The organism is Microvirga terrestris, assembly GCF_015694425.1.
GTDB classification, from domain to species: Bacteria; Pseudomonadota; Alphaproteobacteria; order Rhizobiales; family Beijerinckiaceae; genus Microvirga; species Microvirga terrestris.
In genome coordinates this window covers 271,266-297,926 of sequence record NZ_JADQDN010000003.1, presented here as the reverse complement: position 1 = coordinate 297,926, position 26,661 = coordinate 271,266, and the positions used below count along the sequence as shown (strand labels likewise).

General features: G+C 65.1%; 28 protein-coding genes. 13 read left to right on the top strand and 15 right to left on the bottom strand.

Annotated elements, in window-relative coordinates:
• Window positions 1–127: 127 nt before the first annotated feature.
• A complete protein-coding gene (locus I2H36_RS08445) occupies window positions 128–277 on the top strand; it encodes a hypothetical protein (protein ID WP_036358377.1) in 150 nt (49 codons plus the stop codon).
• Complete coding sequence (gene xerD, locus I2H36_RS08440) at window positions 274–1,206, top strand: site-specific tyrosine recombinase XerD (protein WP_196263446.1); 933 nt, start codon at window positions 274–276, stop codon at window positions 1,204–1,206. Before I2H36_RS08445 ends, xerD begins: the two co-directional genes overlap by 4 nt.
• 397 nt (window positions 1,207–1,603) lie before the next feature.
• Here xerD and metW read toward each other — a convergent pair whose 3' ends face one another.
• Both metW and metX read right to left on the bottom strand, forming a co-directional pair.
• Window positions 1,604–2,248, bottom strand: coding sequence for a methionine biosynthesis protein MetW (metW, locus tag I2H36_RS08435; protein WP_196263445.1), 645 nt, complete (start codon window positions 2,246–2,248; stop codon window positions 1,604–1,606).
• Window positions 2,245–3,414, bottom strand: coding sequence for a homoserine O-acetyltransferase MetX (gene metX / locus I2H36_RS08430; RefSeq protein ID WP_196263586.1), 1,170 nt, complete (start codon window positions 3,412–3,414; stop codon window positions 2,245–2,247). The genes metW and metX overlap by 4 nt, the downstream gene beginning before the upstream one ends.
• A gap of 696 nt (window positions 3,415–4,110) precedes the next feature.
• Between metX and I2H36_RS08425 the strand changes: the two genes are divergently transcribed.
• The 3 genes from I2H36_RS08425 to I2H36_RS08415 are packed head-to-tail and all read left to right on the top strand — an operon-like array spanning window position 4,111 to window position 7,045.
• The gene (locus I2H36_RS08425) at window positions 4,111–4,950 is read left to right on the top strand and encodes a chorismate mutase (RefSeq protein WP_196263444.1); all 840 of its coding nucleotides are present in this window, start codon (window positions 4,111–4,113) and stop codon (window positions 4,948–4,950) included.
• A gap of 51 nt (window positions 4,951–5,001) precedes the next feature.
• On the top strand, window positions 5,002–6,102 hold the full coding sequence (gene hisC, locus I2H36_RS08420) for a histidinol-phosphate transaminase (protein ID WP_196263443.1): 1,101 nt from the start codon (window positions 5,002–5,004) through the stop codon (window positions 6,100–6,102).
• Complete coding sequence (locus I2H36_RS08415) at window positions 6,095–7,045, top strand: prephenate/arogenate dehydrogenase family protein (RefSeq protein ID WP_196263442.1); 951 nt, start codon at window positions 6,095–6,097, stop codon at window positions 7,043–7,045. Before hisC ends, I2H36_RS08415 begins: the two co-directional genes overlap by 8 nt.
• Window positions 7,046–7,281: 236 nt before the next feature.
• Here the strand turns inward: I2H36_RS08415 and I2H36_RS08410 are convergent, their stop codons facing one another.
• Window positions 7,282–8,334 (bottom strand): DUF2125 domain-containing protein, encoded by a 1,053-nt coding sequence (locus tag I2H36_RS08410; RefSeq protein WP_196263441.1) that lies wholly within the window; start codon window positions 8,332–8,334, stop codon window positions 7,282–7,284.
• Window positions 8,335–8,518: 184 nt separating this feature from the next.
• Between I2H36_RS08410 and I2H36_RS08405 the strand changes: the two genes are divergently transcribed.
• Window positions 8,519–9,055, top strand: a complete 537-nt coding sequence (locus tag I2H36_RS08405; protein ID WP_196263440.1) for a gamma-glutamylcyclotransferase — start codon at window positions 8,519–8,521, stop codon at window positions 9,053–9,055.
• Here I2H36_RS08405 and I2H36_RS08400 read toward each other — a convergent pair.
• From I2H36_RS08400 to ftsE, 5 genes are all read right to left on the bottom strand, one after another.
• On the bottom strand, window positions 9,043–9,441 hold the full coding sequence (locus I2H36_RS08400; RefSeq protein ID WP_196263439.1) for a hypothetical protein: 399 nt from the start codon (window positions 9,439–9,441) through the stop codon (window positions 9,043–9,045). The two genes, I2H36_RS08405 and I2H36_RS08400, sit on opposite strands and share 13 nt — an antisense overlap.
• Before the next feature lie 252 nt (window positions 9,442–9,693).
• Complete coding sequence (locus I2H36_RS08395; RefSeq protein ID WP_196263438.1) at window positions 9,694–10,461, bottom strand: lysophospholipid acyltransferase family protein; 768 nt, start codon at window positions 10,459–10,461, stop codon at window positions 9,694–9,696.
• Window positions 10,462–10,535: 74 nt separating this feature from the next.
• Window positions 10,536–11,306, bottom strand: coding sequence for a YdcF family protein (locus I2H36_RS08390; RefSeq protein WP_196263437.1), 771 nt, complete (start codon window positions 11,304–11,306; stop codon window positions 10,536–10,538).
• Between the two features lie 69 nt (window positions 11,307–11,375).
• Window positions 11,376–12,353 (bottom strand): cell division protein FtsX, encoded by a 978-nt coding sequence (locus I2H36_RS08385; protein WP_196263436.1) that lies wholly within the window; start codon window positions 12,351–12,353, stop codon window positions 11,376–11,378.
• A gap of 7 nt (window positions 12,354–12,360) precedes the next feature.
• Complete coding sequence (gene ftsE, locus I2H36_RS08380; protein ID WP_210330999.1) at window positions 12,361–13,086, bottom strand: cell division ATP-binding protein FtsE; 726 nt, start codon at window positions 13,084–13,086, stop codon at window positions 12,361–12,363.
• 245 nt (window positions 13,087–13,331) lie between these two features.
• Here ftsE and hpt point away from each other — a divergent pair, with 245 nt between their 5' ends.
• Window positions 13,332–13,901, top strand: a complete 570-nt coding sequence (hpt, locus tag I2H36_RS08375; protein ID WP_196263584.1) for a hypoxanthine phosphoribosyltransferase — start codon at window positions 13,332–13,334, stop codon at window positions 13,899–13,901.
• Window positions 13,902–13,955: 54 nt separating this feature from the next.
• On the opposite strand, the gene I2H36_RS08370 is transcribed toward hpt, so the two are convergent.
• On the bottom strand, window positions 13,956–14,465 hold the full coding sequence (locus I2H36_RS08370) for a TspO/MBR family protein (RefSeq protein ID WP_196263435.1): 510 nt from the start codon (window positions 14,463–14,465) through the stop codon (window positions 13,956–13,958).
• A 72-nt stretch (window positions 14,466–14,537) separates the two neighbouring features.
• Here I2H36_RS08370 and I2H36_RS08365 point away from each other — a divergent pair, with 72 nt between their 5' ends.
• The 4 genes from I2H36_RS08365 to I2H36_RS08350 all read left to right on the top strand — a co-directional run bounded on the left by I2H36_RS08365 (window position 14,538) and on the right by I2H36_RS08350 (window position 18,605).
• Complete coding sequence (locus tag I2H36_RS08365) at window positions 14,538–15,689, top strand: trans-sulfuration enzyme family protein (RefSeq protein WP_196263434.1); 1,152 nt, start codon at window positions 14,538–14,540, stop codon at window positions 15,687–15,689.
• A gap of 327 nt (window positions 15,690–16,016) precedes the next feature.
• Window positions 16,017–17,960 (top strand): bifunctional 2',3'-cyclic-nucleotide 2'-phosphodiesterase/3'-nucleotidase, encoded by a 1,944-nt coding sequence (locus tag I2H36_RS08360; protein WP_196263433.1) that lies wholly within the window; start codon window positions 16,017–16,019, stop codon window positions 17,958–17,960.
• Between the two features lie 127 nt (window positions 17,961–18,087).
• On the top strand, window positions 18,088–18,312 hold the full coding sequence (locus I2H36_RS08355; protein WP_196263432.1) for a hypothetical protein: 225 nt from the start codon (window positions 18,088–18,090) through the stop codon (window positions 18,310–18,312).
• 149 nt (window positions 18,313–18,461) lie between these two features.
• Entirely contained in the window at window positions 18,462–18,605 is a 144-nt protein-coding gene (locus I2H36_RS08350; protein ID WP_196263431.1) for a hypothetical protein, read from the top strand.
• 137 nt (window positions 18,606–18,742) lie between these two features.
• On the opposite strand, the gene I2H36_RS08345 is transcribed toward I2H36_RS08350, so the two are convergent.
• Window positions 18,743–19,633, bottom strand: a complete 891-nt coding sequence (locus I2H36_RS08345) for a YihY/virulence factor BrkB family protein (RefSeq protein WP_196263430.1) — start codon at window positions 19,631–19,633, stop codon at window positions 18,743–18,745.
• A gap of 209 nt (window positions 19,634–19,842) precedes the next feature.
• On the opposite strand from I2H36_RS08345, the gene I2H36_RS08340 reads away from it, so the two are divergent.
• Complete coding sequence (locus I2H36_RS08340) at window positions 19,843–20,709, top strand: DMT family transporter (RefSeq protein ID WP_196263429.1); 867 nt, start codon at window positions 19,843–19,845, stop codon at window positions 20,707–20,709.
• Window positions 20,710–20,759: 50 nt separating this feature from the next.
• Here I2H36_RS08340 and I2H36_RS08335 read toward each other — a convergent pair whose 3' ends face one another.
• From I2H36_RS08335 to I2H36_RS08315, 5 genes are all read right to left on the bottom strand, one after another.
• On the bottom strand, window positions 20,760–20,924 hold the full coding sequence (locus tag I2H36_RS08335; RefSeq protein ID WP_196263428.1) for a hypothetical protein: 165 nt from the start codon (window positions 20,922–20,924) through the stop codon (window positions 20,760–20,762).
• Between the two features lie 129 nt (window positions 20,925–21,053).
• Window positions 21,054–22,145 (bottom strand): TRAP transporter substrate-binding protein, encoded by a 1,092-nt coding sequence (locus I2H36_RS08330; protein WP_196263427.1) that lies wholly within the window; start codon window positions 22,143–22,145, stop codon window positions 21,054–21,056.
• A 354-nt stretch (window positions 22,146–22,499) separates the two neighbouring features.
• Entirely contained in the window at window positions 22,500–23,114 is a 615-nt protein-coding gene (locus tag I2H36_RS08325) for a hypothetical protein (protein ID WP_196263426.1), read from the bottom strand.
• 131 nt (window positions 23,115–23,245) lie between these two features.
• Complete coding sequence (locus I2H36_RS08320; protein WP_196263425.1) at window positions 23,246–23,962, bottom strand: DUF4142 domain-containing protein; 717 nt, start codon at window positions 23,960–23,962, stop codon at window positions 23,246–23,248.
• Window positions 23,963–24,041: 79 nt separating this feature from the next.
• Window positions 24,042–25,322, bottom strand: a complete 1,281-nt coding sequence (locus tag I2H36_RS08315; RefSeq protein WP_210330998.1) for a glycoside hydrolase family 1 protein — start codon at window positions 25,320–25,322, stop codon at window positions 24,042–24,044.
• Between the two features lie 187 nt (window positions 25,323–25,509).
• Between I2H36_RS08315 and I2H36_RS08310 the strand changes: the two genes are divergently transcribed.
• Entirely contained in the window at window positions 25,510–26,613 is a 1,104-nt protein-coding gene (locus I2H36_RS08310) for a S1C family serine protease (RefSeq protein ID WP_196263424.1), read from the top strand.
• The last annotated feature ends 48 nt before the right edge of the window (window positions 26,614–26,661 follow it).

The following is a 26,661-nucleotide window of genomic DNA, read 5'->3' as shown; positions in this document are numbered from 1 at the left end:
CTAGCACGGGCGCGGCGGCCTGTCACAAGGCCGTGACCTTCCTGTCCTCGGAAACTTAACCGATATGAGGGACTTGCCATCCAGGCGCTGGCATGGTTCTAGCGGGTCAACATATCTAGAGGCTCAGGTGCCCACGCTCTTTCGGTTTCTCCTCGTCGTCGCCATTCTTGCTGGCCTTGGCTTTGCCGCCATGTTTGCCCTGGCGACCCTTGTCGATCCCGACCCGCGGGAAATCAGCGTTCCGGTCCAGACTAGCCGTCCGCCTTCCTCTTCATGAGCGGCGCCCGCCACGCCAGCCTCTTCCTCGACATGCTCGCCGCCGAGCGCGGCGCCTCCAAGAACACGCTCGACGCCTACCGGCGCGACCTCGACGATTACCTGAGCTTCCTCGCCGAGGCCGGCGCCCAGCCCGACAATGCGAGTTCCGCCACCATTCGGGGCTTCATGGCGAGCCTAGAGGAGCGGGGCTTGAAGGCGTCTTCTGCCGCCCGCCGGCTCTCGGCCGTGCGCCAGTTCCACAAGTTTCTCTACGTCGAGGGCTGTGCTCCTGCCGATCCGACGGCCGCCGTGTCGGCGCCCAAGCGCGGCAGGGCGCTGCCCAAGGTGCTCTCGGTCACCGAGGTCGACCGCCTGCTGCAGGTGGCGTCCGAGGGGATTGCGCACCCGGAGGCTACACCATCCGAGCGCCTGCGCGCCGCCCGCATGACCTGCCTGCTGGAGCTTCTCTACGCCACGGGCCTCCGTGTCTCGGAACTCATTGCCCTGCCCAAAAGCGCCGCCAAGACCCGCGACCGCTTCCTCGTGGTGCGCGGCAAGGGCGCCAAGGAGCGGCTGGTGCCGCTCACCGATGCGGCGAAAGAGGCGGCCAATACCTATCTCGCCCTGCTGGAGGAGCAGAAGAAGGCCGCCGGCCCCTGGCTGTTCCCGGCTGACAGCGAGAGCGGCCACCTGACCCGCCAGGCCTTCGCCCGTGACCTGAAGGTAATGGCCGGTGCGGCGGGGCTTCGCGCCGACAAGGTCAGCCCCCACGTGCTCCGCCACGCCTTTGCCAGCCACCTGCTCCAGAACGGGGCGGACCTGCGCGTGGTGCAGGAGCTTCTGGGCCATTCCGACATCTCGACCACGCAGATCTACACCCATGTGCTGGACGAGCGCCTGAAGAGCATGGTGCGGGATCTGCACCCGCTCGCGGAGGGGGAGGGGTAGTATCGCTCTCCCGTCATCCCCGGACTTGTTCCGGGGATCCACGTCTTTGCTGTCCACCTCTCCAGCCTCATCCTGAGAGTTTGGCTCACAAAGGGGAACACGCCTCGGTTTCCGTCATGGCCGGGCTTGTCCCGGCCATCCCGATGCGGTGAGGCGCTGCGCTTCAAGCCATCGAGATCACCGGCACAAGGCCGGTGATGACGTGAGGAGGGCGGTCGGTCCTTTATGAGCCAGACTCTGAGGAGCAGGCGCAGTCTGCGTCTCGAAGGAGGATCCAGAGAGCACTGGACGATCTTTCGAGACGGCGCTGACGCGCCTCCTCAGGATGAGGCCGGAAGGAGACGCAATGATTGAAGACGTGGATAGCCGGGACAAGCCCGGCCATGACGTGTGTGAGTCACCGCCGCTTCAGCAGAAACACCGCCTGATCGCCGAGCAGGTTCCACACCCACCAGGGCAGGGTCACGCGCATGGGCTGGCCGCCGGCATTGAGCGCCACGGCTTTCTCCATCTGGGCGCCGACGTCGCGGCACAGCTCCACGAAGTCGCGGATGGTGCAGAAATGGATGTTGGGGGTGTCGTACCAGGAATAGGGCAGGTTCTCGGTCATGGGCATCCGGCCCCGGATGCCGAGCTCGAAGCGCACGCGCCAATGGCCGAAATTCGGGAAGGACACGATGGCCCGGCGGCCGATGCGCAACAGATGCTCCAGCACCACCTTGGGCTGGCGCGTCGCCTGGATCGTCTGCGAGAGGATCACGTAGTCGAAGGCATCATCCGGGTAATCGGCGAGGTCCGTGTCCGCGTCGCCCTGGATCACCGGAAGACCCTTGGCGAGGCAGGCATTCACGCCCTCTCGCGAAATCTCGATGCCGCGCCCGTCGACCTGCTTGCGGTCGCGCAGCAGCGAGAGAAGTGCCCCGTCGCCGCAGCCGACATCGAGCACGCGCGAGCCAGGCTCCACCATGTCGGTGACCAAGAGAAAGTCGAGGCGGTGGCCGCTTGCCGTGTCGGTGAGGGGCAGGGTGGCGGGCAGATTCATGCGATCCCCCTGGCCCGCGCCGCCGCATCGATGAAGCCGCGCGCCGCCGCAAACATCTCGGGCTCCTCAAGCAGGAAAGCGTCGTGTCCCTTGTCGCTCTCCACCTCGACGAAAGCCACGGATGCCGCCGCCGCATTGAGCGCATGGACGATGGCGCGCGAGTCAGAGGTGGGAAACAGCCAGTCGGAGGTGAACGAGATCACGCAGAAGCGCGTCGGCGTGCCCTTGAAGGCTTTCGCGAGCGAGCCGCCATGCTCGGCCGCGATGTCGAAATAATCCATCGCCCGGGTGACATAGAGATAGGAATTGGCATCGAAGCGCTCGACGAAGGAGATGCCCTGGTAGCGCAGGTAGCTCTCGATCTGGAAATCGGCGTCGAAGGAGAAGGTGGGAGCGGCACGGTCCTGGAAATTGCGCCCGAATTTCCGGTGCAGAGCCACTTCGGACAGGTAGGTGATGTGCGCGCCCATGCGGGCGACGGCGAGGCCCTTGGAGGGGCGCGTGCCCTCGGTCAGGTAGCGCCCGCCGCGCCATTCGGGATCGGCCATCACGGCCTGGCGCCCGACCTCGTGGAAGGCGATGTTCTGGGCCGAGTGGCGGGCCGCCGTGGCGATGGGCAGCGCCGAGAAGACCCGGTCCGGATAGCTCACCGCCCATTGCAGCACCTGCATGCCGCCCATGGAGCCGCCGACCACGCAGAAAAGCTTCTCGATGCCGAGCCGGTCGATGAGAGCGGCTTGCGCGCGCACCATGTCGGGCACGGTCACGACCGGGAAGTCGAGGGCGTAGGGTTGGCCGGTCGCCGGGTTGATCGAAGCCGGACCCGTGGTGCCCATGCAGCCGCCGATCACGTTGGCGCAGATCACGAAGAAGCGGTCCGTGTCCACCGGCCGGCCCGGCCCGACCATGGTGAGCCACCAGCCGGGCTTGCCCGTCACCGGATTGTCGTTCGCCACGTGCTGGTCCCCGGTGAGCGCGTGGCAGATCAGGACCGCGTTGGATTTGTCCGCATTGAGCGTGCCGTAGGTCTGATAGGCGATCTGCCAGGGCGCGAGCGCGATCCCGGCATCCATCATCAGGGGCTCGTCCGCGCCAAAGCGCATCACGAGGCTCGACGGGTCGTCGACCTGGCTTCGCGGTTCGGAGGCAAGGGGGGCGAAGGACATGCTTTCAGCGGAAACGTTCGTTCTTTCGAACAATCGGTACTGCTCAGCGCCTGCCGCGTCAACGAGCATGACGTCTCGGCAACGGGTTCAAGGTGTCATCCCCGGCGGTCCCACAGAATCGGGAAGGGGATCCATAGCGCCGAGCGTTTGAGTGGATTCCCTTCCCCTCCGATGGCTGCGCCATCTCCGGCCGGGATTGACACACTCTCCCGTCATGGCCGGGCTTGTCCTGGCCATCCCGATCCGAGAAGCGCCGCGCTCCATTCAAGCGCCATCACCGGCACGAAGCCGGTGATGGCGTGGTGAGGGAATGTTCTTATTTTGTTCTTGACAATCGTCCTAAGCTGGGCTATAGCTGGGGACATCCTCGCCCGACGAGGGGCGCGCTCGCGAGGCGTCGCAAGAGTGGGGCAAGGAGCGGTCCCGCCGCAGGTCTCGCACACCTGTGATCGCGGGTGGCCGATCCTGGCTTGATCCAGGTCCGCTGAAACAAACCGCGCGTGACGAGCAGTCTGGCTCTCACATTTCCCACACCCATCGAGCCGGGCTGCACGACACGCCTCCCTCGATCCACCTTATAGGCTCGCAGCTCACGCTGCGGGCCCCAAGGTGCTGGCTCGAACCCGCTGCGCAATCAGGGATGACAAGAACCGGCAAAGCCGTCAAAGAAGAACCTCTCCCTGAGGATCCCTGCTCATGTCCGCCGAGAAGCCCGCCCCATCCCTTGCAGAACTCCGCCAGGAGATCGACCGCATTGATGAGGCGATGCATCGGCTGCTCATGGAGCGCGGCACCATCATCGACCGGCTGATTGCTTCCAAGAAGGCCTCGAAGACGGGCATCGCCTCGGCCTTCCGCCCCGGCCGCGAGGCTTCGATGATGAAGGCGCTCGCCGAGCGCCACGACGGCCTGCTGCCGCTCGACACGGTGGAGGGCATCTGGCGGGTGATCATCGGCACCTTCACCTATGTGCAGTCGAATTATTCTGTCCATGCCGACATCTCCGGGGGCGACGCGCCCATGCGGGATTCCGCCCGGTTCCATTTCGGCTTCACGGTGCCGTACATGACCCATCCCAGCGCCGCCGCGGTGATCGAGGCCGTGGCCTCCTCCGGGGGCGATCTCGGCATCTTCCGCCTCGACCAGGGGGCGACGAGCGGCGCCTGGTGGCGCACGCTGGCCGACCGGGACCGCCCGAAGGTCATCGCGCGCCTGCCCTTCATCGAGCGGCCGGATCATCCCGCCGGCACGCCGGTCTTCGTTATCTCGAAGCCGCTGGTGGATGCGGCCGTGCGCGACGTGGTGCTCTATGCCGCCCAGTTCGAGCGCTGGCACCGGGGCGCCAACGAGGCGCTCGTCCGCCTTGGCGGCGAGGTGGTCGCGAGCGCCGCCGACGCCCATGGCCTGTCGGAGCTCATCGCCGTGCCAGGCCATGTCGAGCCTGCTCAGCTGCACGAGACCCTGACGAAGGCGGGCGCGAGCCTCGCCCAACTGGCCGAGGTCGGCAGCCATGCCGAACGTTTCCACGTGAAATAAGAACGCAGCTGCGCTAGAGCCTCCCCATAGATTGATTGTTAGGAAGTAGAAATGTCCGTTCGCCCCCAGCCCCGTCCCGGCGTGATGCAGATCGACGCCTATGTGCCCGGCAAGAGCAAGGCCGCAGGGGTTGCGAAGATCCATAAGCTCTCCTCCAACGAGACGCCGCTCGGCCCCTCGCCCAAAGCCATGGAAGCGATCCGGACCTTCGATCATCTCGAGCTTTATCCGGATGGGACTGCGACGCGCTTACGCGAGGCGATTGCGGCCCGCTATGGGCTCGATGCGAACCGGATTATCTGCGGCGCGGGCTCGGACGAGCTTCTGGCGCTGATCACCCACGCCTATGTGGGCCCGGGCGACGAAGGCCTCTTCACGGAGCACGGCTTCCTGGTCTACCGCATCGCGATCCTGGCCGCCGGCGGCACGCCGGTGGTGGCGCCGGAGAAGGATCTGCGCACGGACGTGGATGCGATCCTCGCCCAAGTGACGGACAAGACCAAGATCGTCTTCCTGGCCAACCCCAACAACCCGACCGGCACCTACATTCCGTTCGATGAGGTCAAGCGCCTGCACGCCAACCTGCCGCCGCAGGTCCTGCTGGTGCTCGACGCAGCCTATGCGGAATACGTGCGCCGCAACGACTACGAGGCTGGCCTCGAGCTTGTCGCCACGTCCGAGAATGTGGTGATGACCCGCACCTTCTCGAAGATCTACGGACTGGCCAACCTGCGCCTCGGCTGGATGGTGGCGCCTGCCCACATCGCGGACGCGGTCAACCGCATTCGTGGCCCGTTCAACGTGAGCGGCCCGGCGATTGCCGCCGGCATCGCGGCGATCCAGGACGAGGCGCATATCGCGAAAGCCATCGAGCACAACGAGCGCTGGCTCGCCTGGCTCAGCCGCGAGATCGAAGCGCTCGGCCTGAAAGTCACGCCGAGCGTCGGCAATTTTTTGATGATCCATTTCCCGGAAAGTGCCGGCAGGACCGCGCAGGATGCGGATGCGTTTCTCTCCGGCCGCGGCCTGATCCTGCGTCGGATCGATGCCTACGGCTTGCCGAACTCCCTGCGCCTGACGGTGGGCGACGAGGAGGCGAACGGCCTCGTTGTGGCGGCGCTGCGCGATTTTCTTGGTGGCAAACATGCCTGAGCGTCTCGGCCCCCCACGTGACACGCCGCTCGTCGAGCGCGTCGCGCTCATCGGCCTCGGGCTGATCGGCTCGTCGATCGCCCGCGCGGCCCGTCATCTCAATCTCGCGCGCACCATCGTGGCGGTGGATGCGAGCGACGCGGTGGTGGCGCGGGTGCGGGAGCTTAGGCTTGCCGACGAGGCGTCGACCGATGTGGCGGCCGGTGTGAGGGATGCGGATCTCGTGATCCTCTGCGTGCCCGTCGGTGTCTGCGGCAAGGTCGCGGAAGCGATGCGCTCAGGCCTCAAGCCCGGCAGCATCGTGTCGGATGTGGGCTCGGTAAAGGGCTCAGTCGTTGCGCAGGTGCAGCCGCATCTTCCCGACGGCGTGCATTTCGTGCCGGCCCATCCGGTGGCGGGCACGGAGCATTCGGGGCCTGATGCCGGTTTCTCGACGCTCTTCCACAATCGCTGGTGCATCCTCACCCCGCCCGAGGGCACGGACGAGGCGGCAATCGAGCGCGTGCGCGTTTTCTGGGAGGCCATGGGCTCCAACGTGGAGGTCATGAGCGCGCAGCACCACGATCTGGTGCTCGCCATCACCAGCCATGTGCCGCATCTGATTGCCTACAACATCGTCGGCACGGCGGCCGATCTGGAGACGGTCACGCAGGGCGAGGTGATCAAGTTCTCGGCCGGCGGCTTCCGCGATTTCACCCGCATTGCCGCCTCCGACCCGACCATGTGGCGCGACGTCTTCCTGCACAACCGCGAGGCGGTGCTGGAAATGCTCGGCCGCCTCAACGAGGACATCGCGCTTTTGGCGCGCGCCATCCGCTGGGGCGAGGGCGACAAGCTGTTCGACCTCTTCACCCGCACCCGCGCCATCCGCCGCGGCATCATCTCGTCCGGTCAGGAAACCCCAGAGCCGGATTTCGGGCGCCGGCGCGAGGACAAGACTTAGGCGGCGGTCGGTGGTGGAGTGTCATCCCCGGCGCACGAAGTGCGGGAAGGGGATCCACCCATACGCGCGGCGCTATGGATTCCCTTCCCCTTCTCTACGCTCCGGCCGGGAATGACACTGGTGCATCCTCGCTGCGTCATGGCCGGGCTTGTCCCGGCCATCCCGATTCTGTGAAGCGCCGCACTTTTCCGATCGAGATCACCGGCACAAGGCCGGTGATGACAAAGGAATGGTCATCAATATAACGGCTGCAGCTTCACGTTCGGGATCACGAAGGGCCCCATGGCCAGGAGGCCGTTCTCAAGCCGCAGCGGCGGCAGGGAGGCGAGTTGCGGCTTGGCGTTCGGCTGCGCAGTTGTTGAGCGCGGACCCTGTCCCAGCAGCATGCCCAACAGATTGCCGCCGAGCCGTCCGCCGGTGAGATTGCCCAGAAGGCCATCGAGCCCGGCAGCCGCCACGTTCAGCTGACCGGCTGGCCGGTGCTGCTCGTCGAGGCGCAACTCGCCCTTGGTCTCGATCTGGCGCGTGCCCTTAGCGGCCGCCAGCATCAAGATGTCGAGCTTGCCGCCGGCTTTGCGCCAGAGCTCCATCTCCTCCGCGATGGTGCCGCCCTTGAAGCCGTCCGCTTGGGTAACGGTGACGTCCGCGTTCAGGTTCGTCGGCTCCGCACCGCCGATGAGCGCATCGAGAAGGGGAATGCGCGCCTCCGTCACGGAGGCGGCCACGTCGCCGGCCAGCTCGGAGCGCCGTGTGGGGTTGGGCCGCACGTGAAGCTCCAGACGCTTGCCGGATCCGGTCAACTCACCGGCCGGCAGGCCGGTGACGGTCACCTTCGGGGCGTTGGCAGCCACCGAGACCCGCTGCAACCCCCTCTGCGAGGCATTGAGGCTGGCCTGCAGCAGATCCCAGCTGCCTTGCACCGTCACGGTCCCGTCCGTCACCTTCAGGGGGCCGGCCACTTCGGTGATGATGCGGCGGGGCTCATAGACCTGCGCCACGGCCTCGGTGCGCCCGAAGGAGGCGGACACGCCTCCGCGCTTCAGGTCGAGCGCGTTGCAGATCACCTCGATGCGGAACGGATAGCCGGCGATGGTGCGATCCTGGCAAGTCCATTCCCGCCCGGCCTTCGCCTCCGCGGCGATCCAGCCGTCGAGGGCCTCCGCCGTGCGGTTGCGGATCACGAACCAGGCGATGCTCCAGGCAATGGTGAGGAGAAGCAGCAGGACGAAGGGCGCGTAGAGCCAGAAGCGACTGCGGCGAACATGCCCTGCGGGGGTGGCCTGATCCATGCGCGATCTCCTGTTGTGTTGACGCTTCCTAGCTCTAGCGCCTCGTGCGGAAAAGTGGACCCCACTTTTCCGCGACAACGATGCGCTCATCAAAACACAAGCATCGAATTCAGTCCCAAAAGTGGTTCCCACTTTTGGGTTCGATGCTATAGGCCCGAAGCAGGCAAGGTTCGGGCGGGGTGACATGAAGGACCTCACGGAGGATTTATGGGTGTTCGGCTACGGCTCGCTCATGTGGCGGCCGGGCTTTCCCTATCTTGAGCGCGTGCATGCCCATCTCTACGGCTATCACCGCTCGCTCTGCGTCTTCTCCCATGTTCATCGTGGAACGCCCGAACATCCGGGGCTGGTGCTCGGCCTCGATCGCGGCGGGCGCTGCCACGGCGTGGCGTTCCGGGTCGCCTTGGAGGAAGCGGAGGCCACGATCCAATATTTGCGCGAGCGTGAGCAGGTCACCGCGGTCTATCTGGAGCGCCACCTGCCGGTGCGGCTGGCCGACGGCCGTCGGGTCCGCGCTCTGGCCTATGTAGTCGACCGCTATCACGGGCAATATGCGGGGCGTTTGTCCTTCGAGGATGTGTTGAAGCATGTGCGGCAGGGTAACGGCGTTTCCGGACGCAACCCGGATTACGTGCGCAACACCTACGATCACCTCGTCGGCATGAGCGTGGTCGACCCATTGCTGCACAAGATCCTCGATGCCTTGGATCAGGAAGCCTGAGTCTCGTCCTCGCGCAGATCCTCGAAAATCGCGCGGCGATCCTCGTCCGTAGCGGCAAGCCTGTGAATGTGAAGCTCGGTGGCGCCCAGTTCCTGGGCCTTGGCCAGCCAGCGCATCCGGGTGTGCTCGGCCGGCTCGGACGCGGCCATGGCGGCGTCGATCACCGTGCCGGTGCCGTCCCGGTCCCGCTTGACGGCCAGGATCACGGCGTCCGTGACATCGAGAAGTTCTTCTTCGTTCAGGGGATGGACGCCGACGATGTAGCGGCGGCCCGAGCGACCGCGCCAGGAACTCAAGGTGGAAGTGGAGCGAAGCCCTGCGGTCGCCCGTAGCCGTTCCTCGCGCACGCCAGCCCTCCGCATTCGGTCGTTGCGGAGATCCCGCATGGCCGCATTCCAGGATATGGTTCGTTTGTTCGCCATATGTTCTTATATGTAAGAACGGGCAGGTGAGTCGTCAAGGTTGATAGAAGCTTGGCAGGACTTGGGTTTGCGGGTTTTTGTGGCTGTGAGAGAGCCGCTCCCCTTCTCACCGTCATCACCGGCCTTGTGCCGGGGATCTCGATAGCCTGAAGTGCCGTGCCTCATCATATCGGGATGGCCGGGACAAGCCCGGCCATGACACCGAGGGTGTCGTTTTCATGCCTTCGACAGGGACGCTTCCGAAGTCGTCGCCGGGCCGAGGCCGAGCTCCTGCCGGCCCTTCTCGTAGAGCCTGTCCGAGGCCGTCTCGATCTCAGCCTGGACCCGCTGAAAGAACTCGTCGCGCGGCAGGCCCGCCGGGATGGGGTCTAGCACCTCGATCTGCACCGTGCCGGGCCGGCGGATGAACTGGCGGCGCGGCCAGAAGAGCCCGGCATTCAGGGCGATCGGGATGCAGGGAAAGCCGAGATTCTGGTAGAGATGCGCCACGCCATACTTGTAGGCCGGCGGCGCGCCCGGAGGGCGGCGGGTTCCCTCGGGGAAGATGATGATCTGACGTCCGTGCTGGGCCTCCTCCTTCGCCCGCTGGGTCATCTGAACCAGGGCGACCGTGCCGGCCTTGCGGTTCACCGGCACGCATCGGGCCTTGGCCAGATGCCAGCCGAAGATGGGAATCCACATGAGCTCCCGCTTCAGGATGTAGGTCGGATCGTCCAGGATCGTCACGATGGCGAAGGTCTCGAGGAACGACTGGTGCTTGGCCGCCACCAGCGCCCCGCCCGGCGGGATCTTCTCCCGCCCGATGATCTCGACCTTGACGCCGGCAATGACCCGCAGCAGCCAGATCGATGTGCGGCCCCAGAGCTTGACCAGCTCCATGAAGGTCCGGCGCGGCACCAGGAGGCCCGGAATCAGCAGGATCAGCCACAGGACCAGGTTGGCGTAGAAGGCGATGTTGAACAGCAGGGAGCGGAGGATCAGCATGGAATCGCGAAACTGAAAAGCGGAGCAACAGGCTCCGCGGTCGCAATGACCTTAGAGGGTTTCCTCGCTCTTCTCTAGCGCCAGATGGGCTCGGCGATCAGCTGCCGTTTGACCGGGGAGCCGCCGCTGATGAGGTGGGCCACCGAGGAGCGCTCCGGGTCGTCCTCAAGGTGGGTGCGCACCCAGACAGCCAGAAACTTCAGATACTCGGTGAAGATCACGCGGGCCACCGCCGGATTGTGCCACCAATCGTGCGGGTCGATGGTCGCCGCAACCGGGTAGGGGATCTTCTGCAGGTTCGGCAGGGCGTGGTCGAGTTCCACGAGGGTGCGTGGCATGTGGTAGTTCGAGGTCACCACGATGATGGTGTCGAAGCTGTTCTTCTCGGCCCAGCGCCGTGTCTCGATGGCGTTGCCGATGGTGTTGCGGGCCCGGTAATCGAGATCCACGCAGCAATCGAACAGGCGCCGCTGTCCGGGATTGAGCCGGGCGATCTGGTCGCGACTGGTGTTCTCGTTGACGCCCGAGATCAGGAGCCTCTTGGCATAGCCCTTATCCAGAAGGTCGATGGCATCGCCGATGCGCTGGGCGCCGCCGGTCAGGGCCACGATGCCGTCCGCCCGGGTTTCCGGCCGCTGCTCGGAGCGGTCGAGGCTGTAGACGAAGGCGAGAAAACCCAGGAAGCCGATGAGGGCGGCGCATGTGGCGGCCCAGAAGCCGAAACCGAGAATGCGTCGCGCCCACGACCGCCGTGCGGGAGCCTTAGGCGATTCCTGCATCGTCCAGCCCCAGCCGACGGTTTCCGTGGCGTCCGGCGCACCCAAACTCTGCGTTTGCGAGGTCATCCGGGACGAAGATAATGGAGATTGCGGCAATGGAGAGGCGGCCTGCTCTTTCTCTGTTAACTGTCACCATCAACCATTTTCGTTAAGAAAGCGTCTCACGGTGAGCCGCGATACGATGCCTGTGATCACGGCCACGAAGAGCGCGATCAGGATCACGACCCCATAGCCCCGCCAGCTGATCGTGAAGGCGCCGAACAGGGCCTCGATCTGATCGCCCGTGGGGCTTGCCCGCCAGGAGCGGGTCACGAGGCCCAGGATCAGGGTCAGGACCATGGCGCCGCCGGCCCCGATGGCCGCGCCGCGCAGCCCCAGCCGGAAGAAGCGGCGCTGGAATTCCTTGGCGATGAAGTCGTCGTTGGCGCCCACGAAGTGGAGCACGTCCACCACCTCCCGGTTGCTCGCCATGGCGCCCCGGGTAGCGAAGATGACCGCGAGCGCCGCGGCTATCAGCACCAGGCTGACCAGGAATACGCCGACGCCGATGATGGTGTTGGCCATGGTGGAGAGCCGCGACACCCAGAGGGCATGGTCGTCGAGGGTCGCGCCCGGCACATCGCGCTGGAGGGATTGCCGCAAGGTTGTGAAATCCGGCTTCGCGCCCTCCCGGATCTTGATCACGATCAGGCGCGGCACCGGCAGGTCGTTGAAATCGAGGCCGGTTCCGAGCCAAGGCTCGAGCAGGCGCTCGGATTCTTCTTTCGAAAAGGCCTGAGCCACTTCGACCCCCGGCGCCTGCCGGGCCAGCGCCACTGCGCGCTCCACGTCCTGGTCGATGGAGCGCTGGGCGTTGGGGCGGATCTGGATAGTGACTTCCCGGGAAATCTCGGAGCGCCACTGGGCGGACGAGGCTGCCACGAGCTCTGCGCCGCCGGCGCAGAGAGCCGCCAGAAAGGTGAGGATCGCGATAACCGCTGCCAAGGCCTGGCCGCCGGCCGAGTCCACTGGCACGAGGGGCGCGTTCCGGCTGAGAGAAGCGGGCAGGGCGCGCTTCTGCCTGTCGGGAGCTGCGGCGGCCTTCCTCAGGCGCGGTGGCGAGGGGGCGTTCATCTTAAGCTCACCCGTCGATGTGCAACTGGCCGTCGCCGAGCACGAGGCGGCGCACGTCGAGCTGATCCATGAGGCTGAAATCGTGGGTGGCGATCACCACCGAGGTTCCAAGCCGGTTGAGTTCGATGAAGAGGCGCAAGAGGCGGCGGGCGAGCGACGGGTCCACGTTGCCGGTGGGCTCGTCGGCGAGCAGCAGGTCGGGGCGCACGATGAGCGCGCGGGCAATCGCCGCGCGCTGCTTCTCGCCGCCCGAGAGCACCGGCGGCAGCATGTGCATGCGGTCCCCCAAGCCCACCCAGCGCAGGAGCTCGACCACTTCAGCCCGGTAGCTCGATTCCTCCTTGCCCTGCACGCGCAGGGGCAGGGCGACATTTTCATAGGTCGTCAGGTGATCGAGCAGGCGGAAATCCTGGAACACCACGCCCATGCGGCGGCGCAAAGAGGTCAACTCGTCCTTCGAGATCCGGGAGACATCCTCCCCGAACATGGAGATCAGGCCGCGGGTCGGCTTCACCGAGAGCAGGATGAGGCGCAAAAGCGTCGTCTTGCCGGCGCCCGACGGGCCGGTGAGGAACTGGAAGGAATTGGGCTCGATGGAGAAGGTCAGGTCGCGCAGAACCTCGGGCCCCATGCCGTAGCGCACGCCCACATTCTCGAAATGCACCACCGGCGGCGCGCCTTCATCGTAGTGATAATCGTCGTGATCGAGCGCTTTCACACGTAACCGAGCCATCGTTGAGGTGAAGAAAATCGGCGATTCGCTTCCTTATCGCCCCGTTATGGTTAGCAAGCCATAAACTTGCAGGACTGTAACGGGAAGCGAAGCTCTCGCGGGACATTGCCGCAGGAGTAGATTGCGAGAAGCCCCGGGGTCATGGATTTGCTGAAAAACAGCCAACTCCGTTTGACATCCCAGGCCAAGCATGGTCGTGAAGGGGCGGCTCTGGGAGCCCCGTATTTCTTTTCTGGACGATCATGATGAGCAACGCCCACCGAATCCGGGTTCTTTTCGACGAAGACACCATCGCCAAGCGCAACGAAACGCTGGCCCAGGAGATCGCGGCCGCCAAGCCCGAAAACCTGCTCGTCGTGGCGATCCTCAAGGGCAGCTTCATGTTCGCCGCCGACCTGATCCGCGCCCTGCACCGGACCGGGCTCACCCCGCAGGTCGAGTTCGTGCACCTGTCGAGCTACCTGAATGGCACGGTCTCCACCGGCAACGTCACCATTCTGCGCGACATCGAGAGCGACGTGCGCGGGCGCGACGTGCTGCTCGTGGACGACATTCTCGAATCCGGCCGCACGGTCACCTTCGCCAAGGACCTGCTCATGGCGCGCGGCGCCAAGAGCGTAAAGACCGCCGTGCTCTTGGAAAAGCCCGGCAAGCGCGCCGTGCAGATCCACCCGGATTATGTGGGCTTCACCTGCCCGGACGTGTTCGTGATCGGCTACGGCATGGACGTGGCCCATTCCTACCGACAGCTTCCTTTCGTCGGCGTCCTCGATCATCACGACAAGGATCCGGACCTGTTCGACAAGCCGGAATAGCGCAAGCTTCCAAACACACGGCCCTCAGGATGCACTTTTAGTACACCTGCGCGGCTAGCCGTTCAAACGCCAGATCGTGCCGTTGAGCAGGGTCGCGTAAGAGACCCAAGCGAGATACGGCACGAGCAGCAGGGCCGCCATGCGGTCGAGCCGCCAGAAGGTGCGGATCGTGGCGAGGATCGCCACGATCAGGGCGGCGATGACCACGAGCCCAGCCAGCGGGCTTTTGCCTCCGAAGAAGGCGAAGGACCACGCCCCGTTCAAGGTCAACTGAACGAAGAACGCGATAATCGCCGCCGCGCGTCCGGGCCGGTTCTCCGGCAGCGAGAGAATGCGCCAGAGCGCATAGGCCATCATGGCGTAAAGGATTGTCCAGGCGACGGGGAAGGCCCAGTTCGGCGGCGTGAAGCCGGGCTTCTGGAGGTCTGCATACCAGGCCGGAATGTTCGGCTGCGTGATCAGGCTTGCCGACACCGCCACCGCGACCACCGGCAGCACGGCCACGAGAAAGCGCGGGAGCGGCGGCATTGCATGCCTGCCCGGCACAGTTTGGTCTGTATGCATTCCTCAAATCCCTTTAAAGACAGCGTGTCTGTTTCCAGTGACGCAACCTGTCACGCTCTCCGGAGGTTCCCAATGTCGTCATCGCGTTCCCCATGGTCGAAGCGCAGCCTGACCGCTCAGGCCATGGGTCATGTGGATCCGCTTACCAAGGCGGTCGTGCCGCCGATCCATGTGGCGACCACCTATATCCGCGATGAGGATAATGCCTATTCCTCAGGCTTCGTCTATGGCCGACCGGACAATGCCACGATCCGCGAGGCGGAAGGAGTGCTGGCGATGCTGGAGGAGGCCGAGGCCGGCGCGCTCTTGTTCTCCTCCGGCATGGCGGCCGCCACCGCCGTGTTCCAGGCCCTCGATCCGGGCGATCACATCGTGGCGTCCAAGGTCATGTACTGGGCTCTTCGCAGCTGGCTGATGACGGAGGCCGTCCGCTGGGGTCTCAAGGTCGATTTCGTCGAGACGGACAACCTCGACGCCCTCCGCGAGGCCGTGAAGCCGGGGCAGACCAAGCTGGTCTGGATCGAGACGCCCTCCAACCCGCTCTGGACCATCACGGACATCGCCGGGGCCGCCGAGATCGCGCACGCGGCCGGCGCGCGGCTCGCGGTCGATTCCACCACCGCGTCGCCGATCCACACCCGCCCGCTCAATCTTGGCGCCGATATCGTCATGCATGCGGCGACCAAGGTGCTGAACGGCCATTCCGACGTGGTGGCCGGCGCGCTCGCCGGCGCCAAGGCCGATGCGTTCTGGGCGCGCGTCGTCAATATCCGCAAGATGCAGGGCGCGATCCTCGGCCCCTTCGAGGCTTATCTCCTGATGCGCGGCATGCGCACGCTCCATGTGCGCACGGCAGCCCAGGCCAAGAGCGCGCTCGACCTCGCGCAGCGCTTTTCCGCTCATCCGAAGGTGGCCCGCGTACTCTATCCCGGCCTGCCGCAGCATCCGGGCCATGACGTCGCTGCCCGGCAGATGGAGAACGGCTTCGGCTACATGCTGTCGATCCAGGTCTCAGACGGCGAGGCCGCGGCGATCCGCACGGCTGCCCGGGTGGGCCTGTGGAAGCGGGCGACGTCGCTCGGCGGCGTCGAGAGCCTGATCGAGCACCGCGCCTCCGTCGAGGGGCCGGGCACACCCTGCCCGCCGGATCTGCTGCGGCTCTCTACCGGCATCGAGGATGTGGAAGACCTGTATCGGGATTTGGACGAGGCGTTGCGTGGGTAATTCCCCACTGTCATTTCCGGCCGGGGCGCAGCGGAGGGGAAGGGAATCCACTCATACGCTCGGTGCTATGGATCCCCTTCCCGCACTTCGCGCGCCGGGGATGACAACATCTTCGTCATGGCCGGGCCTGTCCCGGCCATCCCGGTCCGAAAACCATGACGCTCTTCCGGTGGAGATCACCGGCACAAGGCCGGTGATGACGAATAAAGGGATCGGTGAATTCCGGGCCTTCCTTTGCCAGCTATATTGATTCCGTCACAAAACCTGTGCTTCTGTCGTGTAGAGGCGAATTTTGTTTCGCCACACAACAAGACCAAAGGGAAGATTATGACCCAATCCATCACCCGCCGCCGCGTCCTGCAGACCGGCGTGGCTGCCGCCGCAATCGCCGGCCTGCCGCAGACCAGCTGGGCCGCCGGCCCGGTCGTGAAGCTCCGCATCCTGGAGACCACCGACCTTCACGTGAACATCTTCCCTTACGACTACTACCGCGATGCGGCCGACGACACGGTGGGTCTCGCCCGCACGGCTACCCTGGTGAAGGGCGCCCGTGCCGAAGCCAAGAACAGCCTGCTGTTCGACAACGGTGACCTGATCCAAGGCTCGCCGCTGGGCGATTTCGTGGCCTATCGGCAGGGGATGAAGAAGGGCGACGTGCACCCCATGGTCGCCGCCATGAACGAGCTGAACTACGATTGCGGCACTCTCGGCAACCACGAGTTCAACTACGGCCTCGAGTTCCTGCAGAACGCCCTGGGGACAGCCAAATTCCCGCTGGTCTGCGCCAACGTGATCAAGGCGAATGGCGAGACCCTGCAGAAGCCCTGGCTCGTTCTTGATCGCGAGTTCACCGACGAGGCCGGCGCCAAGCAGAAGATCAAGATCGGCGTGATCGGCTTCGTGCCGCCGCAGATCGTCCAATGGGACAAGTCGCATCTCGACGGCAAGGCCACCACGATCGATATCGTGGACGCCGCCAACAAGCATGTACCTGATCTCAAGAAAGCCGGCGCCGACATCGTCGTGGCCCTCTGCCATTCCGGCATCGCCGGCGGCGAGCGCAAGGGCGGCGAGGAGAACGCGGCTCTGCATCTGGCCAAGGTCGAGGGCATCGACGTGATCCTCACGGGTCACCAGCACTTCACGTTCCCCGGTGGCAAGGAATTCAACAACATCCCGGGCGTCGACGTGCAGAAGGGCACGCTGCACGGCAAGCCCGCCGTCATGGCCGGCTTCTGGGGCAGCCATCTCGGCCTCATCGACCTGGAGCTCACCAAGGAAGGCAATGCCTGGAAGGTCGCGAACTTCCGCACCGAGGCGCGCCCGATCTACGACCGCGTCGACCGCAAGGTGGTGGCGAAGGTGGAATCCGATGCAGGCGTGATGGCGGCGGCGAAAGCAGGCCATGAGGCGACGCTCAAATACGTGCGCGAGCCCGTCGGCACCACGGCCGTGCCGATCCATTCCTACTTCTCGCTCGTGTCGGACGACGCCTCCGTGAAGCTCGTGACCGAGGCGCAGGCCTGGTACGTGGCGGATCAATTGAAAGCATCAGCTTTCAAGGACCTGCCGATCCTCTCCGCAGGCGCTCCCTTCAAGGCCGGCGGCCGCGGCGGCCCGAACTACTTCACGGAGATCAAGCCCGGCCCGCTCGCCATCAAGGACATGGCGGATATCTACATCTATCCGAACACGATCCGCGTGGTGAAGGTCACGGGTGCGCAGGTGCGCGAATGGCTCGAGCGCTCGGCCGGCATCTACAACCAGATCGACCCGGCCAAGGGCGGCGAGCAGGAACTCATCAACCAAAAATTCCCGGCCTACAACTTCGACGTGATCGCCGGCGTCCAGTACAAGATCGACCCGACGCAAGCCTCGCGCTACGACGACAACGGCAAGGTCGTGAACGCCGATGCCCACCGCATCAAGGAACTCTCCTATAACGGCAAGCCCGTGACGGACGACCAGCAGTTCCTCGTGGTGACCAACAACTACCGTGCGGGCGGCGGCGGCAATTTCCCGGGCGCCGACGGCACGACGATGGTGTTCGAGGCACCGGACCTGACGCGCGACGCCATCATGCGCTTCATCATCGAAAAGAAGGAAGTGGCCCCGAAGGCCGACGGCTCTTGGTCGCTCGCGGTTCCGACCGGCGTGACCATGACCTTCACCACCGGCCCGAACGCCGCCAACTACCAGCCGGCCGGCATCAAGGTCGAGAAGATGGGCGACGCGCCGGAAGGCTTCGTGAAGTACAAGATCGTCAGCTGATTCTCGTCAGCGGAACGCGAGACGGCCGGGCCTGCGCCCGGCCGTTTTCGTTTGGGGCGAAACAGCCCGGCTGAACCCGTCAGGCTTTCAACCGTTGGGTTTTCGATCCTCATGACCGGAGAACACCGTGGGACAGATCACCTTCGATGGCCGGGGTCCCTATGACCTGCCCGATGCCACCCATGCCGATGCGCAGAAGGACGGCGACGGGTTCATGCTCTCGTTCCGCATGTGGAAATCGAAGAACGAGTGGACCCTGGTGCGCATCCATGTCAGCGCCGAGGAAGCCGGCAAGCTCGTGCGCCAGATCGGGGACGAACGGGTGAGAACGGACGGCTCGACGATCATTTGACAGGGCCAGCTTAAAGCACAAGCTTCAACTCCACTTACAAATGTCGCATTGACCCTGTAGGGTCTATCAACCAGCGACTCCTTAGTCGGCCGCTGCCCTTTTCGGCGCATGATGCGTCTCGAAGCTCCCCAGGCTCTGGAGCATCAGCCATGCCCGTCGATCTTCCGCCACAGAAGAAGCTGACCCATACCGTTCCGGCCTCATGGAACCTGATGTTCGACCGGTCCCTGAACTGGCTCGCTGTCGTTGTCGGCCTCGGCCTCTGCCTTTGGATCGTCACCCTCGGCACGTGAAGGAAACCCTCCTCTTGGATCCGGACCGTGACAGCAGATACCCCTGGCTCAGCCTCATCGGCATTGCCGCTCTCGGCCTGTTCGGGCTCGTCCTGATGGCGATCCTAACACCCTGAACGCTTCGGCGGATCACCCGGTTACGGCAACGCGATCACATCCTTCAGGTGTTCGGGCTTCGGCTCCTGGTCCAGCCGCCGACGCTTGGCCAGGTTGATGGTGCCGTTGAGCTCGCCGCCGAACAGGAAGATGGCGGAGAGCGTATAAAGGAAGATCAGCGCCACCATGGCGGTGGCAAGTCCCCCGTAGGTGGATGCGTAGGCCGCCGGGTAGAACTCCAAATACCAGCTGAAGGCGAAGCCGCCGAAAAGCCACAGCGCCAGGGTCACGCCTACCCCCGGCAGCACCGCGCGGAAGCTGCGCCGCCCCGAGGGAACGAGCTTGTAGGCGAGGAGCAGGCCCGCAACGATCACCACCGTCGCCACGCCGATCCGCAGGAACGCGATCAGCCCGTCGAAGGGCTGCAGCGCCGGCACCCAGGACAGCACGACCCGCCACACGAAGGGGCCGAGCACCACCAGCAGCGCCAGCGCCAGCAGCATGAGGGCGCCGGCGATCACGAAGGCGATGGATTCGAGCCGCGTCAGCCACCAGGCGCGGGTTTCGCGCACCCCGTAGGCGCGGTTGAGTCCGACCCGCAGGCTCTCCACGCCGCTCGATGCGAAATACAGCGCGAGCACGAGGCCGAAGGTCACCACGTCGCTGCGCTTGACCGAGAGGATGGTGTGAACCTCGCCCGCGATGGGGCCCGCGATCTCCCGAGGCCAGGCCTCGAGGATGATGTCCGCCACCTCGTCCGCCAGGGTCCCGGTGCCGAACAGGCTCGCCAGCGCCGTGACCAGGATCAGAAACGGGAACATCGAGGTCAGCACCGACAGCGCGATATGGCTCGCGATGGCCCATGCATCGTGCAGCACGAAGCGGGTGGACGCGATGGCGACGAGTTCGAGCCAGAGGCGAAGGCGGTTCAACGGCGGGGTCTCCAGAAGGCTGGAGATGGTGCGGCGCGGGTGAAGGGCAAGGAAACGACGTGGATCAGGCGATCAGGTTTCAGCGAGCCGGAGGCCAGCCTGGCATATTCCATCGATCGACGTTTGGATGATGCCAAACGGATCGACAAACAGTGACGCCCGGGCCTACAAGGCCATTCCTCTCCTGCGGTTTGCATTCCCGTCCTGTCATGAGCCCAACCCTTTTCGCCCGCCTCGCGCCGCCGCTGTTCGTGCTCATCTGGGCCACCGGCTTCATCGTGGCGCGCCTCGTGGCGCCCTATGCAGAGCCGCTGACGTTCCTGTTCGTCCGTTACGTGCTCGCCACCCTCGTGCTGGCCGGCATCGTCGTCGTGGCGCGGGTCTCTTGGCCGCGCCGGTGGAGCGATTGGCGCAACAGCATGATCGCCGGCGTTCTCCTGCATGGGTTTTATCTCGGGGGCGTGTTCTGGGCGGTCAAGCACGGGCTGCCGGCCGGGATCTCTGCCCTTGTGGCCGGTCTCCAGCCGCTGGCCACGGGCCTTCTCGCAGGGCCTCTGCTGGGCGAGCGGGTGTCGCCGCGCCGCTGGGCCGGAATCGGCATCGGCTTCATGGGTGCAGCCCTCGTGGTGGCGCCGAAGCTCGGCGATGGCGGCGTGCCGCCCCTGGCGTTGTTCGTCTGCGTGCTCGGCATGCTCTCCATCACCTTTGGAACGATCTGGCAGAAGCGCACCGGCAGCAATCTCGATCTGCGGGTCAATGCGGCCATCCAGTATATCGGGGCCGCCATCGTCACCCTGCCGCTGGTGCTGCTTCTGGAGGAAGGGCATATGGACCTGACGCCGCCGCTCCTCGGCGCGCTCGCCTGGGCGGTGTTCGGCCTCTCCATCGGGGCCATTGGGCTGCTGCTGTTCCTGATCCGCCAGGGTGCCGTGGTGGGCGTGGCTACGCTGCTCTATCTCGTGCCGCCGGTCGCGGCGCTCATGGCCTTCGCGCTCTTCGGCGAGACCCTGAGTCTGATCCAGCTCGCCGGCATGGCCCTTGCGGCGTTGGGCGTCGCGGTGGCGAGCCGCAACTGAGAACAACAGACCCCAGGCGGAGGGCCTGGGGCGCCGTGGATGTGTGAGATTTACTTCGTGATCTTCACGGAAACCGGGTCGCTGGCGGGAAAGGTCTCCTCAACGCCCTCGTCGAGCAGATCTTCCTGGTGCTTCTTGTTGTTCTCAGACTGCTTGTCGTCCTTGCGCTCGGTCTTGTTCTGAGATTTTTCGTCAGAGCGGTTCTTGTCCGTCATAGCCTGCCTCCTTTGCTGGATTGCTCTTGTCAGTCAGGGAGACAACGCAAGGCGCCAAGCTTCGATCCGCTCTATGAATGTTCAAAAGAAAACGGCGCCTTTCGGCGCCGTTTCCGACATTCTCGATGCTCAGCGAGGCTGGCCCTGCTGCTGGTTGACGAAGTAGTCGAAGGGCAGCTCGGCGATGCGGAACCAAGTGAGCTCCTTCTCGCGGAAGGCGTTCCAGGAATCGTACACCTTCTTGAACTTGGCATTGGAGGCTGCGAGCTCGCCGTAGAGCTTGTAGGCTTCCTTGTAGCTCTGCTCCATCACGTCGCGCGGGAACGGGCGCAGCTGCACGCCCTGGCCCACGAGGCGGCGGATCGCGTCGGCATTCTGGGCATCATACTTCGCCACGCACATGGCATTGGCCTCGGCGCAGGCCGCCTCAAGGATCGCCTTGTAATGGGCGGGCAGCTCGTTCCACTTGTTCATGTTCACGTACAGCGAGGGCTGCGCGCCGCCTTCCCAGAAGCCCGGATAGTAGTAGTACTGGGCCACCTTCACGAAGCCGAGCTTCTCGTCGTCATGCGGGCCGGAGAATTCCACCGCGTCGAGGGTGCCGCGCTCCAGGGCCGGGTAGATGTCGCCGGCGGCGAGCACCTGGGGCACCACGCCGAGCTTCTGCATGATCTGGCCGCCCATGCCGGCGATGCGCATCTTGAGGCCGTTCAGGTCCGCGATGGACTTGATCTCCTTGCGGAACCAGCCGCCCATCTGCGCGCCGGTCTGACCGGCTGGGATCGGATAGACGTTGTAGTCCTTCATGAACTCGCGCACGAGATCGAGACCACCGCCGTAATACATCCAGGCATTGTGCTGGCGCACGTTCATGCCCCACGGCACCGAGGTCTCGAACATGAAGGTTGGGTCCTTGCCGATGAAGAAGCTCGACAGGGTGTAGGAGCACTCGACCGTGCCGTTCTGCGTGGCGTCGAGGGTCTGGAGCGCGCCCACGATCTCGCCCGCGGCGAAGGGCTGGATCTGGAACTTGTTGTCGGTGGCGGCGGCCACACGCTTGGAGATCATCTCGCCCGCGCCGAAGAGAGTATCGAGGCTCTTCGGATAGGCCGACGCCATGCGCCAGCGGACTTCGGGCTGCGCCTGCGCGATGGCCGGGGACGCGACCGCGCCTGCTGCCGCTGCCAGGCCTGCGCCTTTGAGAACGTTTCTTCTGTCCATGAGCGTTTCCTCAACCGTTTTATGTCGTCAATGCCGGTTCGGCTGAACAATCCATAAAGCGGGAGGAGGAGTGCTGTCACTCCATCTTCCGTAGAGACAGCTATGCAGTGGGGTCATTGGGTCATCCCGGATGGAGCACAGCGAAGATCGGGGATCACGTGACGAGTGTGGCACAGAAACTCTCCTCCCCCTTGTGGGGAGGAGTTGGAGGTGGGGGTGCTAGCGCCGCGCTGGTCCAGCTCAGCGCTAGCACCCCCACCCTGGCCCTCCCCACAAGGGGGAGGGGAACACGAGTCTTATCCTGCACCCGATCCCGGATCGGCTTGCGCCGTCCGGGATGACGAGTGGTTGGAATTACCGCTCCTCGTTGCCGCTCTTGGAGAGCGGGCGCTGCTGCTCGCTACTATGGGCGCGGGCGGAGCGCTTCGGCGGCTTCTCGTCGCCGGTCGAGGAGGTCGACTTCCCACCGGACTGGCTGGCCGCGGGATGGCCGCGCACGAGAGTGCCCTTGGGCACGTCCACCGCGGTGCCGGGTGCCGGCACGCGGGCCCGTGAGGCTGCGCCGCCGCTCATCCCAGTGGGTCCCGTCGCACCTTCCGTCTGAGCAGCGCGGGCAGCAGGGCTCTTGGCCGCGGTAGTGTTGACGCTCTCGGCGATTTCCTCGTTCGACATCTTGAAGCCGGCATCGTCGTCTTCCTCCTCCGGCACCTCCTTGAAGGAGTGGAGGCCGGCCTTGGAGCCGCTCTTCACGCGATTGTCGTCCACATGGCCGATATCGAGATCGGGGTCGAGTTTCTTCGAGGCGCCCATCTGGCCGGTGGCCTTGGCGGCCGCGCGCTTGGTGTTGCCCACATCGTTGCGCTGGGTCGGGCCCGCGACGAAATCATCGCTGGTCTCTTCCTGCGTGACCTCGTTCAGCACTTCATCGACGGGCGGCTCGGGAGGGCGGCCTCGTTTGTCCTGCGCCATGGGCTATTCCTCTTCCTGAGTTTTGAGCGTTGACGGCTCATACATCTTGTAGAGCCAACGTCCCGTTCGGGATGGCTGTTCCGGCCCTGCGGCGGTGAAAAGCAGGGCCGGATGATGCTCTAGAGGATGCTCTATCTGCCAAGCTCCTTCTGGATGTCCTGCAGCATGGTCAGGTGTTCCTTGATCTGGCCGCGGGCGAGCTTGGCGACATTCGTGGTCTCACGGTTGCCGGAGCCCTGCTTGAGGTAGTCATCCTGCAGCTTTAGCAGTTCCTGGTGCCCCTGGATCTGCAGGGCCACATAATCCTTGTCGAAGGCAGCGCCGCCCGCTGCTTTCGACAGGCGCTCCATCGCCTGTGCATCCTTGGCCGGCAACTCTGGCGCTGTGGAGGCCGCAGCCTGGGCACCACTGGTGGTGGACGCGGTGGCGTTCGGATCGGCGAAGGAATGCATGATCTCGGCGAGCAGGTTCTGCTCCCCGACCTCGAACTCGGCGAACTGCTTCACGCGCGGGTTCTGCGCCTTGGTGAGCGCGAAGTTCGATTGCTGCAGCGACACGGTGCCGAGCGCCAGCGCTTGCTGAACATACTGCCGGTCAGCCTGCGACTGTGCCTCGCCCATGGCGGCCGGCGCGCTGTTGGCCTGCCCCTGGCGGGCCTGGGTCTGCGTATCCTGCGGCGCGCCGCCCTGCTGCGTGCGCTGCTGGGTGTTCTGCCCGAGCGCCGGGTTGGTCTGCGTGTCTGCAGGCTGGGGCGTGGTCGATTGAGGAATGGCCTGGTTCTGCTGTTGGGCGAGGGCGGGAATGGCGACGGCGGCCATGAAGCCGGCGATCACGAGACGGCGTGACATCAAGAACTCTCCTGCGAAGGGATCGTGAGAGCGAACGTTTGCGGGAAAGTTTGGTTCAGAACCCCGTGCGAAGCGGCAATCAGCACCAGTCCTTGTCGGAGCTCATGTGCATCTCGTCGGCGGCACGCTTGATATCGGCCAGATCCACCGGATCGCTGAACGGATCCTCGTCGAGCTCCGTCACCCGGTTCAGGCGTTTCTGCCAGCGCCGCAACTCGTCGATATAGGGTTGGTACGGCACGCGCTTCAGGCGTCCGCTCTCCTCCACCAGATCGCACAGGCCGTTGTGCAGCCAGTTGCCCTTGTGCCAGTCGGGCATGTCGACGGCGGGGAACAGGCACACCCCGTGCAGGTCGATGCCCTTGCGCACGGCGGCCAGCGATTCCTCGACGATGTCGCACAGCCAGTCCGGACGCCCCTCGCGCAGGCCGCTGGTCTCGCCCACGATCATCGGGCGGCGATAGCGCTCCCAGGCATAGGTGAGAAGATCGCCGAGCGGGCGGATGCGCTCGTCATGCGGCTCCAGCGAGGCGTGCGGGCCGTTCTCGCGGTATTCCATCTGGCCGAACGAGTAGCAATTGACGCCCACGATATCGAGCACCTCCGGCGAACCGCCGAGCTCCGGCTGGCGCCGTCCGGCGATCACGTCCCAGGCATAGAACGTGTCCTCGTAGGTCTCGCGATCCGCTTCGTCCTTGAGGTCGGGGCGGTCCCGCGGCGCAACCACAAGAATGAGCGGGTCGATATGGACCATGCGTGCTTGCGGGTCGACTTCGCGAATGGCTTTGACCGCGGCGATATCGGCCTGGCACAAGGCGAGGCGCAGGCGGTGGCGATCCTCATCGGTGTTGCGGAACGGTGCGGTCCAGGCCCATTCGCCGCCCATGAAGGCGAAGAAGGTGATCTCGTTGATCGGCGTGAAGAAATGCGGCCCCCGAATGCGCGGCGTCACGTATTCCGCCGCCGCTTTCGCATAAGCGGCGAAGCGGTCGGTGAAGTCGGGGGCGAACGGATCGACATCGTCGGGATAGCCGTAATGGCACAGGTCCCAGATCGGCAGGATCTGGTGGCGGTTCATGGCCGCGATGAACGGGTCGAGCCGCGAGAAATCGTAAGCGCCGCCCTTGTCCACGAACGGCCAGGGAATGCCCTGGCGCGCCACCGCGATGCCGAGCGACCTGAGGAAGGCATAATCTTCCTCCACATGCTCGCGGTGCTGGGTTTCGGCCACGAGATCGCGGCGGCCCCGGTCCTTCCAGATGAAGGTGGAGCATTCGAAGCCCGACAGGAAGAAGGTCGGGAAGATGCCCGCCTCAACGGCGGAGAGCGTCGCGCTTCCCGATGGAGACGGATCATGCAAGGCAGCATCCTCCTGAATCAGGTTGGATGTTCAAGAGCTTGCCTTTTGCCGGACAAGCTCAACCATCCATCAGCAGGGACAAGCGGATGCTGCGCCCGAGGTTCCTCGAACCGGCTACGGCAACAGGCGGTGAACTTCGTTCAAGCGTGTCCGTTGTGAGAGAGGCTGACCAGGCACAGGAGGCACAATGCAGGACCGGACGACGCGAATCATCATGTTGGTCGTGGCGGTGCTGCTCGCGATCCTGGTGCTGCAGCCTTACGTGAACTCGTACTTCACTTCTGCTCGCGAGCCCCGGCCCATCGCGGCGCGCGGCGATCTGGCGGAGTTCGAGCGCACGACGATCCAGGTGTTCGAGACCGTGGCGCCCTCCGTGGTGCAGGTGGTGGCGCTGCAGGGCCGCGGCCCCGCAGGCGGAGAGCCGGCCGGTTCCGGCACCGGATTCGTGTGGGATGCGGCCGGCCATGTGGTGACGAACCAGCACGTGGTGGAAAACGGCTCTTCCTTTGTGGTGCGCCTAGCCTCGGGGGAGGTGCGGCCCGCCGAGGTGGTCGGTCGCGCGCCGAACTACGATCTCGCCGTCCTGCGGCTCCAGCGCCAAGGCGCGCTGCCGGCGCCCGTGAACGTGGGAAGCTCGGCCGACCTGAAGGTGGGGCAGACGGCCTATGCCATCGGCAACCCGTTCGGCCTCGATCAATCCCTGACCTCAGGCATCATCAGCGCCCTCAAGCGGCGCCTGCCCACCAGCGGGGGACGTGAGATCGCCGATGTGATCCAGACGGATGCGGCGATCAACCCGGGCAATTCCGGCGGTCCGCTGCTGGATTCCGCCGGGCGGCTGATCGGCGTGAACACCGCCATCTTCTCACCGTCGGGGACGAATGCCGGCATCGGCTTTGCCATTCCTGTCGACGTGGTGAACCGGGTGGTGCCGGAACTCATCCGCACCGGCCGGGTGCCGACGCCGGGCATCGGCATCCTCGCCGGCGACGAGACCCTCGCCGCGCAGCTCGGCGTGACCGGCGTGGTCGTGGCTGATGTGGTGCCGGGCTCGCCCGCCGACCGGGCAGGGCTTCGCGGCGTGGATCCGCGGGCCGGGATCATCGGCGACGTCATCGTGGGGGTCGAGGATGCCCCCGTGCGCCGCCTGTCCGACCTGACCGACAGGCTCGAGCGGACCGGCGTCGGCACTACGGTCAGGCTTCAGATCGTGCGCAACAACCGGCCTGAGACCGTGGAGATCGCCGTGGTCGATGTGGAGCAGCAGGGCGGGCGGACCCGCAGGCCGTAAGCGTTGCCGGAAACTCATTCCTGTTACTTCGCAACCATCAAGCTCACA

Coding starts and splice junctions, on each gene's coding strand:
- metX (WP_196263586.1), bottom strand. CDS start 3,414: ATGTCCTTCGCCCCCCTTGCCTCCGAACCGCGAAGCCAGGTCGACGAC.
- ftsE (WP_210330999.1), bottom strand. CDS start 13,086: ATGGCTCGGTTACGTGTGAAAGCGCTCGATCACGACGATTATCACTAC.
- I2H36_RS08410 (WP_196263441.1), bottom strand. CDS start 8,334: ATGGATCAGGCCACCCCCGCAGGGCATGTTCGCCGCAGTCGCTTCTGG.
- I2H36_RS08340 (WP_196263429.1), top strand. CDS start 19,843: ATGAGCCCAACCCTTTTCGCCCGCCTCGCGCCGCCGCTGTTCGTGCTC.
- I2H36_RS08350 (WP_196263431.1), top strand. CDS start 18,462: ATGCCCGTCGATCTTCCGCCACAGAAGAAGCTGACCCATACCGTTCCG.
- hpt (WP_196263584.1), top strand. CDS start 13,332: ATGAGCAACGCCCACCGAATCCGGGTTCTTTTCGACGAAGACACCATC.
- I2H36_RS08415 (WP_196263442.1), top strand. CDS start 6,095: ATGCCTGAGCGTCTCGGCCCCCCACGTGACACGCCGCTCGTCGAGCGC.
- I2H36_RS08360 (WP_196263433.1), top strand. CDS start 16,017: ATGACCCAATCCATCACCCGCCGCCGCGTCCTGCAGACCGGCGTGGCT.
- I2H36_RS08330 (WP_196263427.1), bottom strand. CDS start 22,145: ATGGACAGAAGAAACGTTCTCAAAGGCGCAGGCCTGGCAGCGGCAGCA.
- I2H36_RS08370 (WP_196263435.1), bottom strand. CDS start 14,465: ATGCATACAGACCAAACTGTGCCGGGCAGGCATGCAATGCCGCCGCTC.
- I2H36_RS08335 (WP_196263428.1), bottom strand. CDS start 20,924: ATGACGGACAAGAACCGCTCTGACGAAAAATCTCAGAACAAGACCGAG.
- I2H36_RS08365 (WP_196263434.1), top strand. CDS start 14,538: ATGTCGTCATCGCGTTCCCCATGGTCGAAGCGCAGCCTGACCGCTCAG.
- I2H36_RS08405 (WP_196263440.1), top strand. CDS start 8,519: ATGAAGGACCTCACGGAGGATTTATGGGTGTTCGGCTACGGCTCGCTC.
- I2H36_RS08425 (WP_196263444.1), top strand. CDS start 4,111: ATGTCCGCCGAGAAGCCCGCCCCATCCCTTGCAGAACTCCGCCAGGAG.
- I2H36_RS08395 (WP_196263438.1), bottom strand. CDS start 10,461: ATGCTGATCCTCCGCTCCCTGCTGTTCAACATCGCCTTCTACGCCAAC.
- metW (WP_196263445.1), bottom strand. CDS start 2,248: ATGAATCTGCCCGCCACCCTGCCCCTCACCGACACGGCAAGCGGCCAC.
- I2H36_RS08400 (WP_196263439.1), bottom strand. CDS start 9,441: ATGCGGGATCTCCGCAACGACCGAATGCGGAGGGCTGGCGTGCGCGAG.
- I2H36_RS08325 (WP_196263426.1), bottom strand. CDS start 23,114: ATGGCGCAGGACAAACGAGGCCGCCCTCCCGAGCCGCCCGTCGATGAA.
- I2H36_RS08320 (WP_196263425.1), bottom strand. CDS start 23,962: ATGTCACGCCGTCTCGTGATCGCCGGCTTCATGGCCGCCGTCGCCATT.
- I2H36_RS08310 (WP_196263424.1), top strand. CDS start 25,510: ATGCAGGACCGGACGACGCGAATCATCATGTTGGTCGTGGCGGTGCTG.
- I2H36_RS08390 (WP_196263437.1), bottom strand. CDS start 11,306: ATGACCTCGCAAACGCAGAGTTTGGGTGCGCCGGACGCCACGGAAACC.
- hisC (WP_196263443.1), top strand. CDS start 5,002: ATGTCCGTTCGCCCCCAGCCCCGTCCCGGCGTGATGCAGATCGACGCC.
- I2H36_RS08385 (WP_196263436.1), bottom strand. CDS start 12,353: ATGAACGCCCCCTCGCCACCGCGCCTGAGGAAGGCCGCCGCAGCTCCC.
- xerD (WP_196263446.1), top strand. CDS start 274: ATGAGCGGCGCCCGCCACGCCAGCCTCTTCCTCGACATGCTCGCCGCC.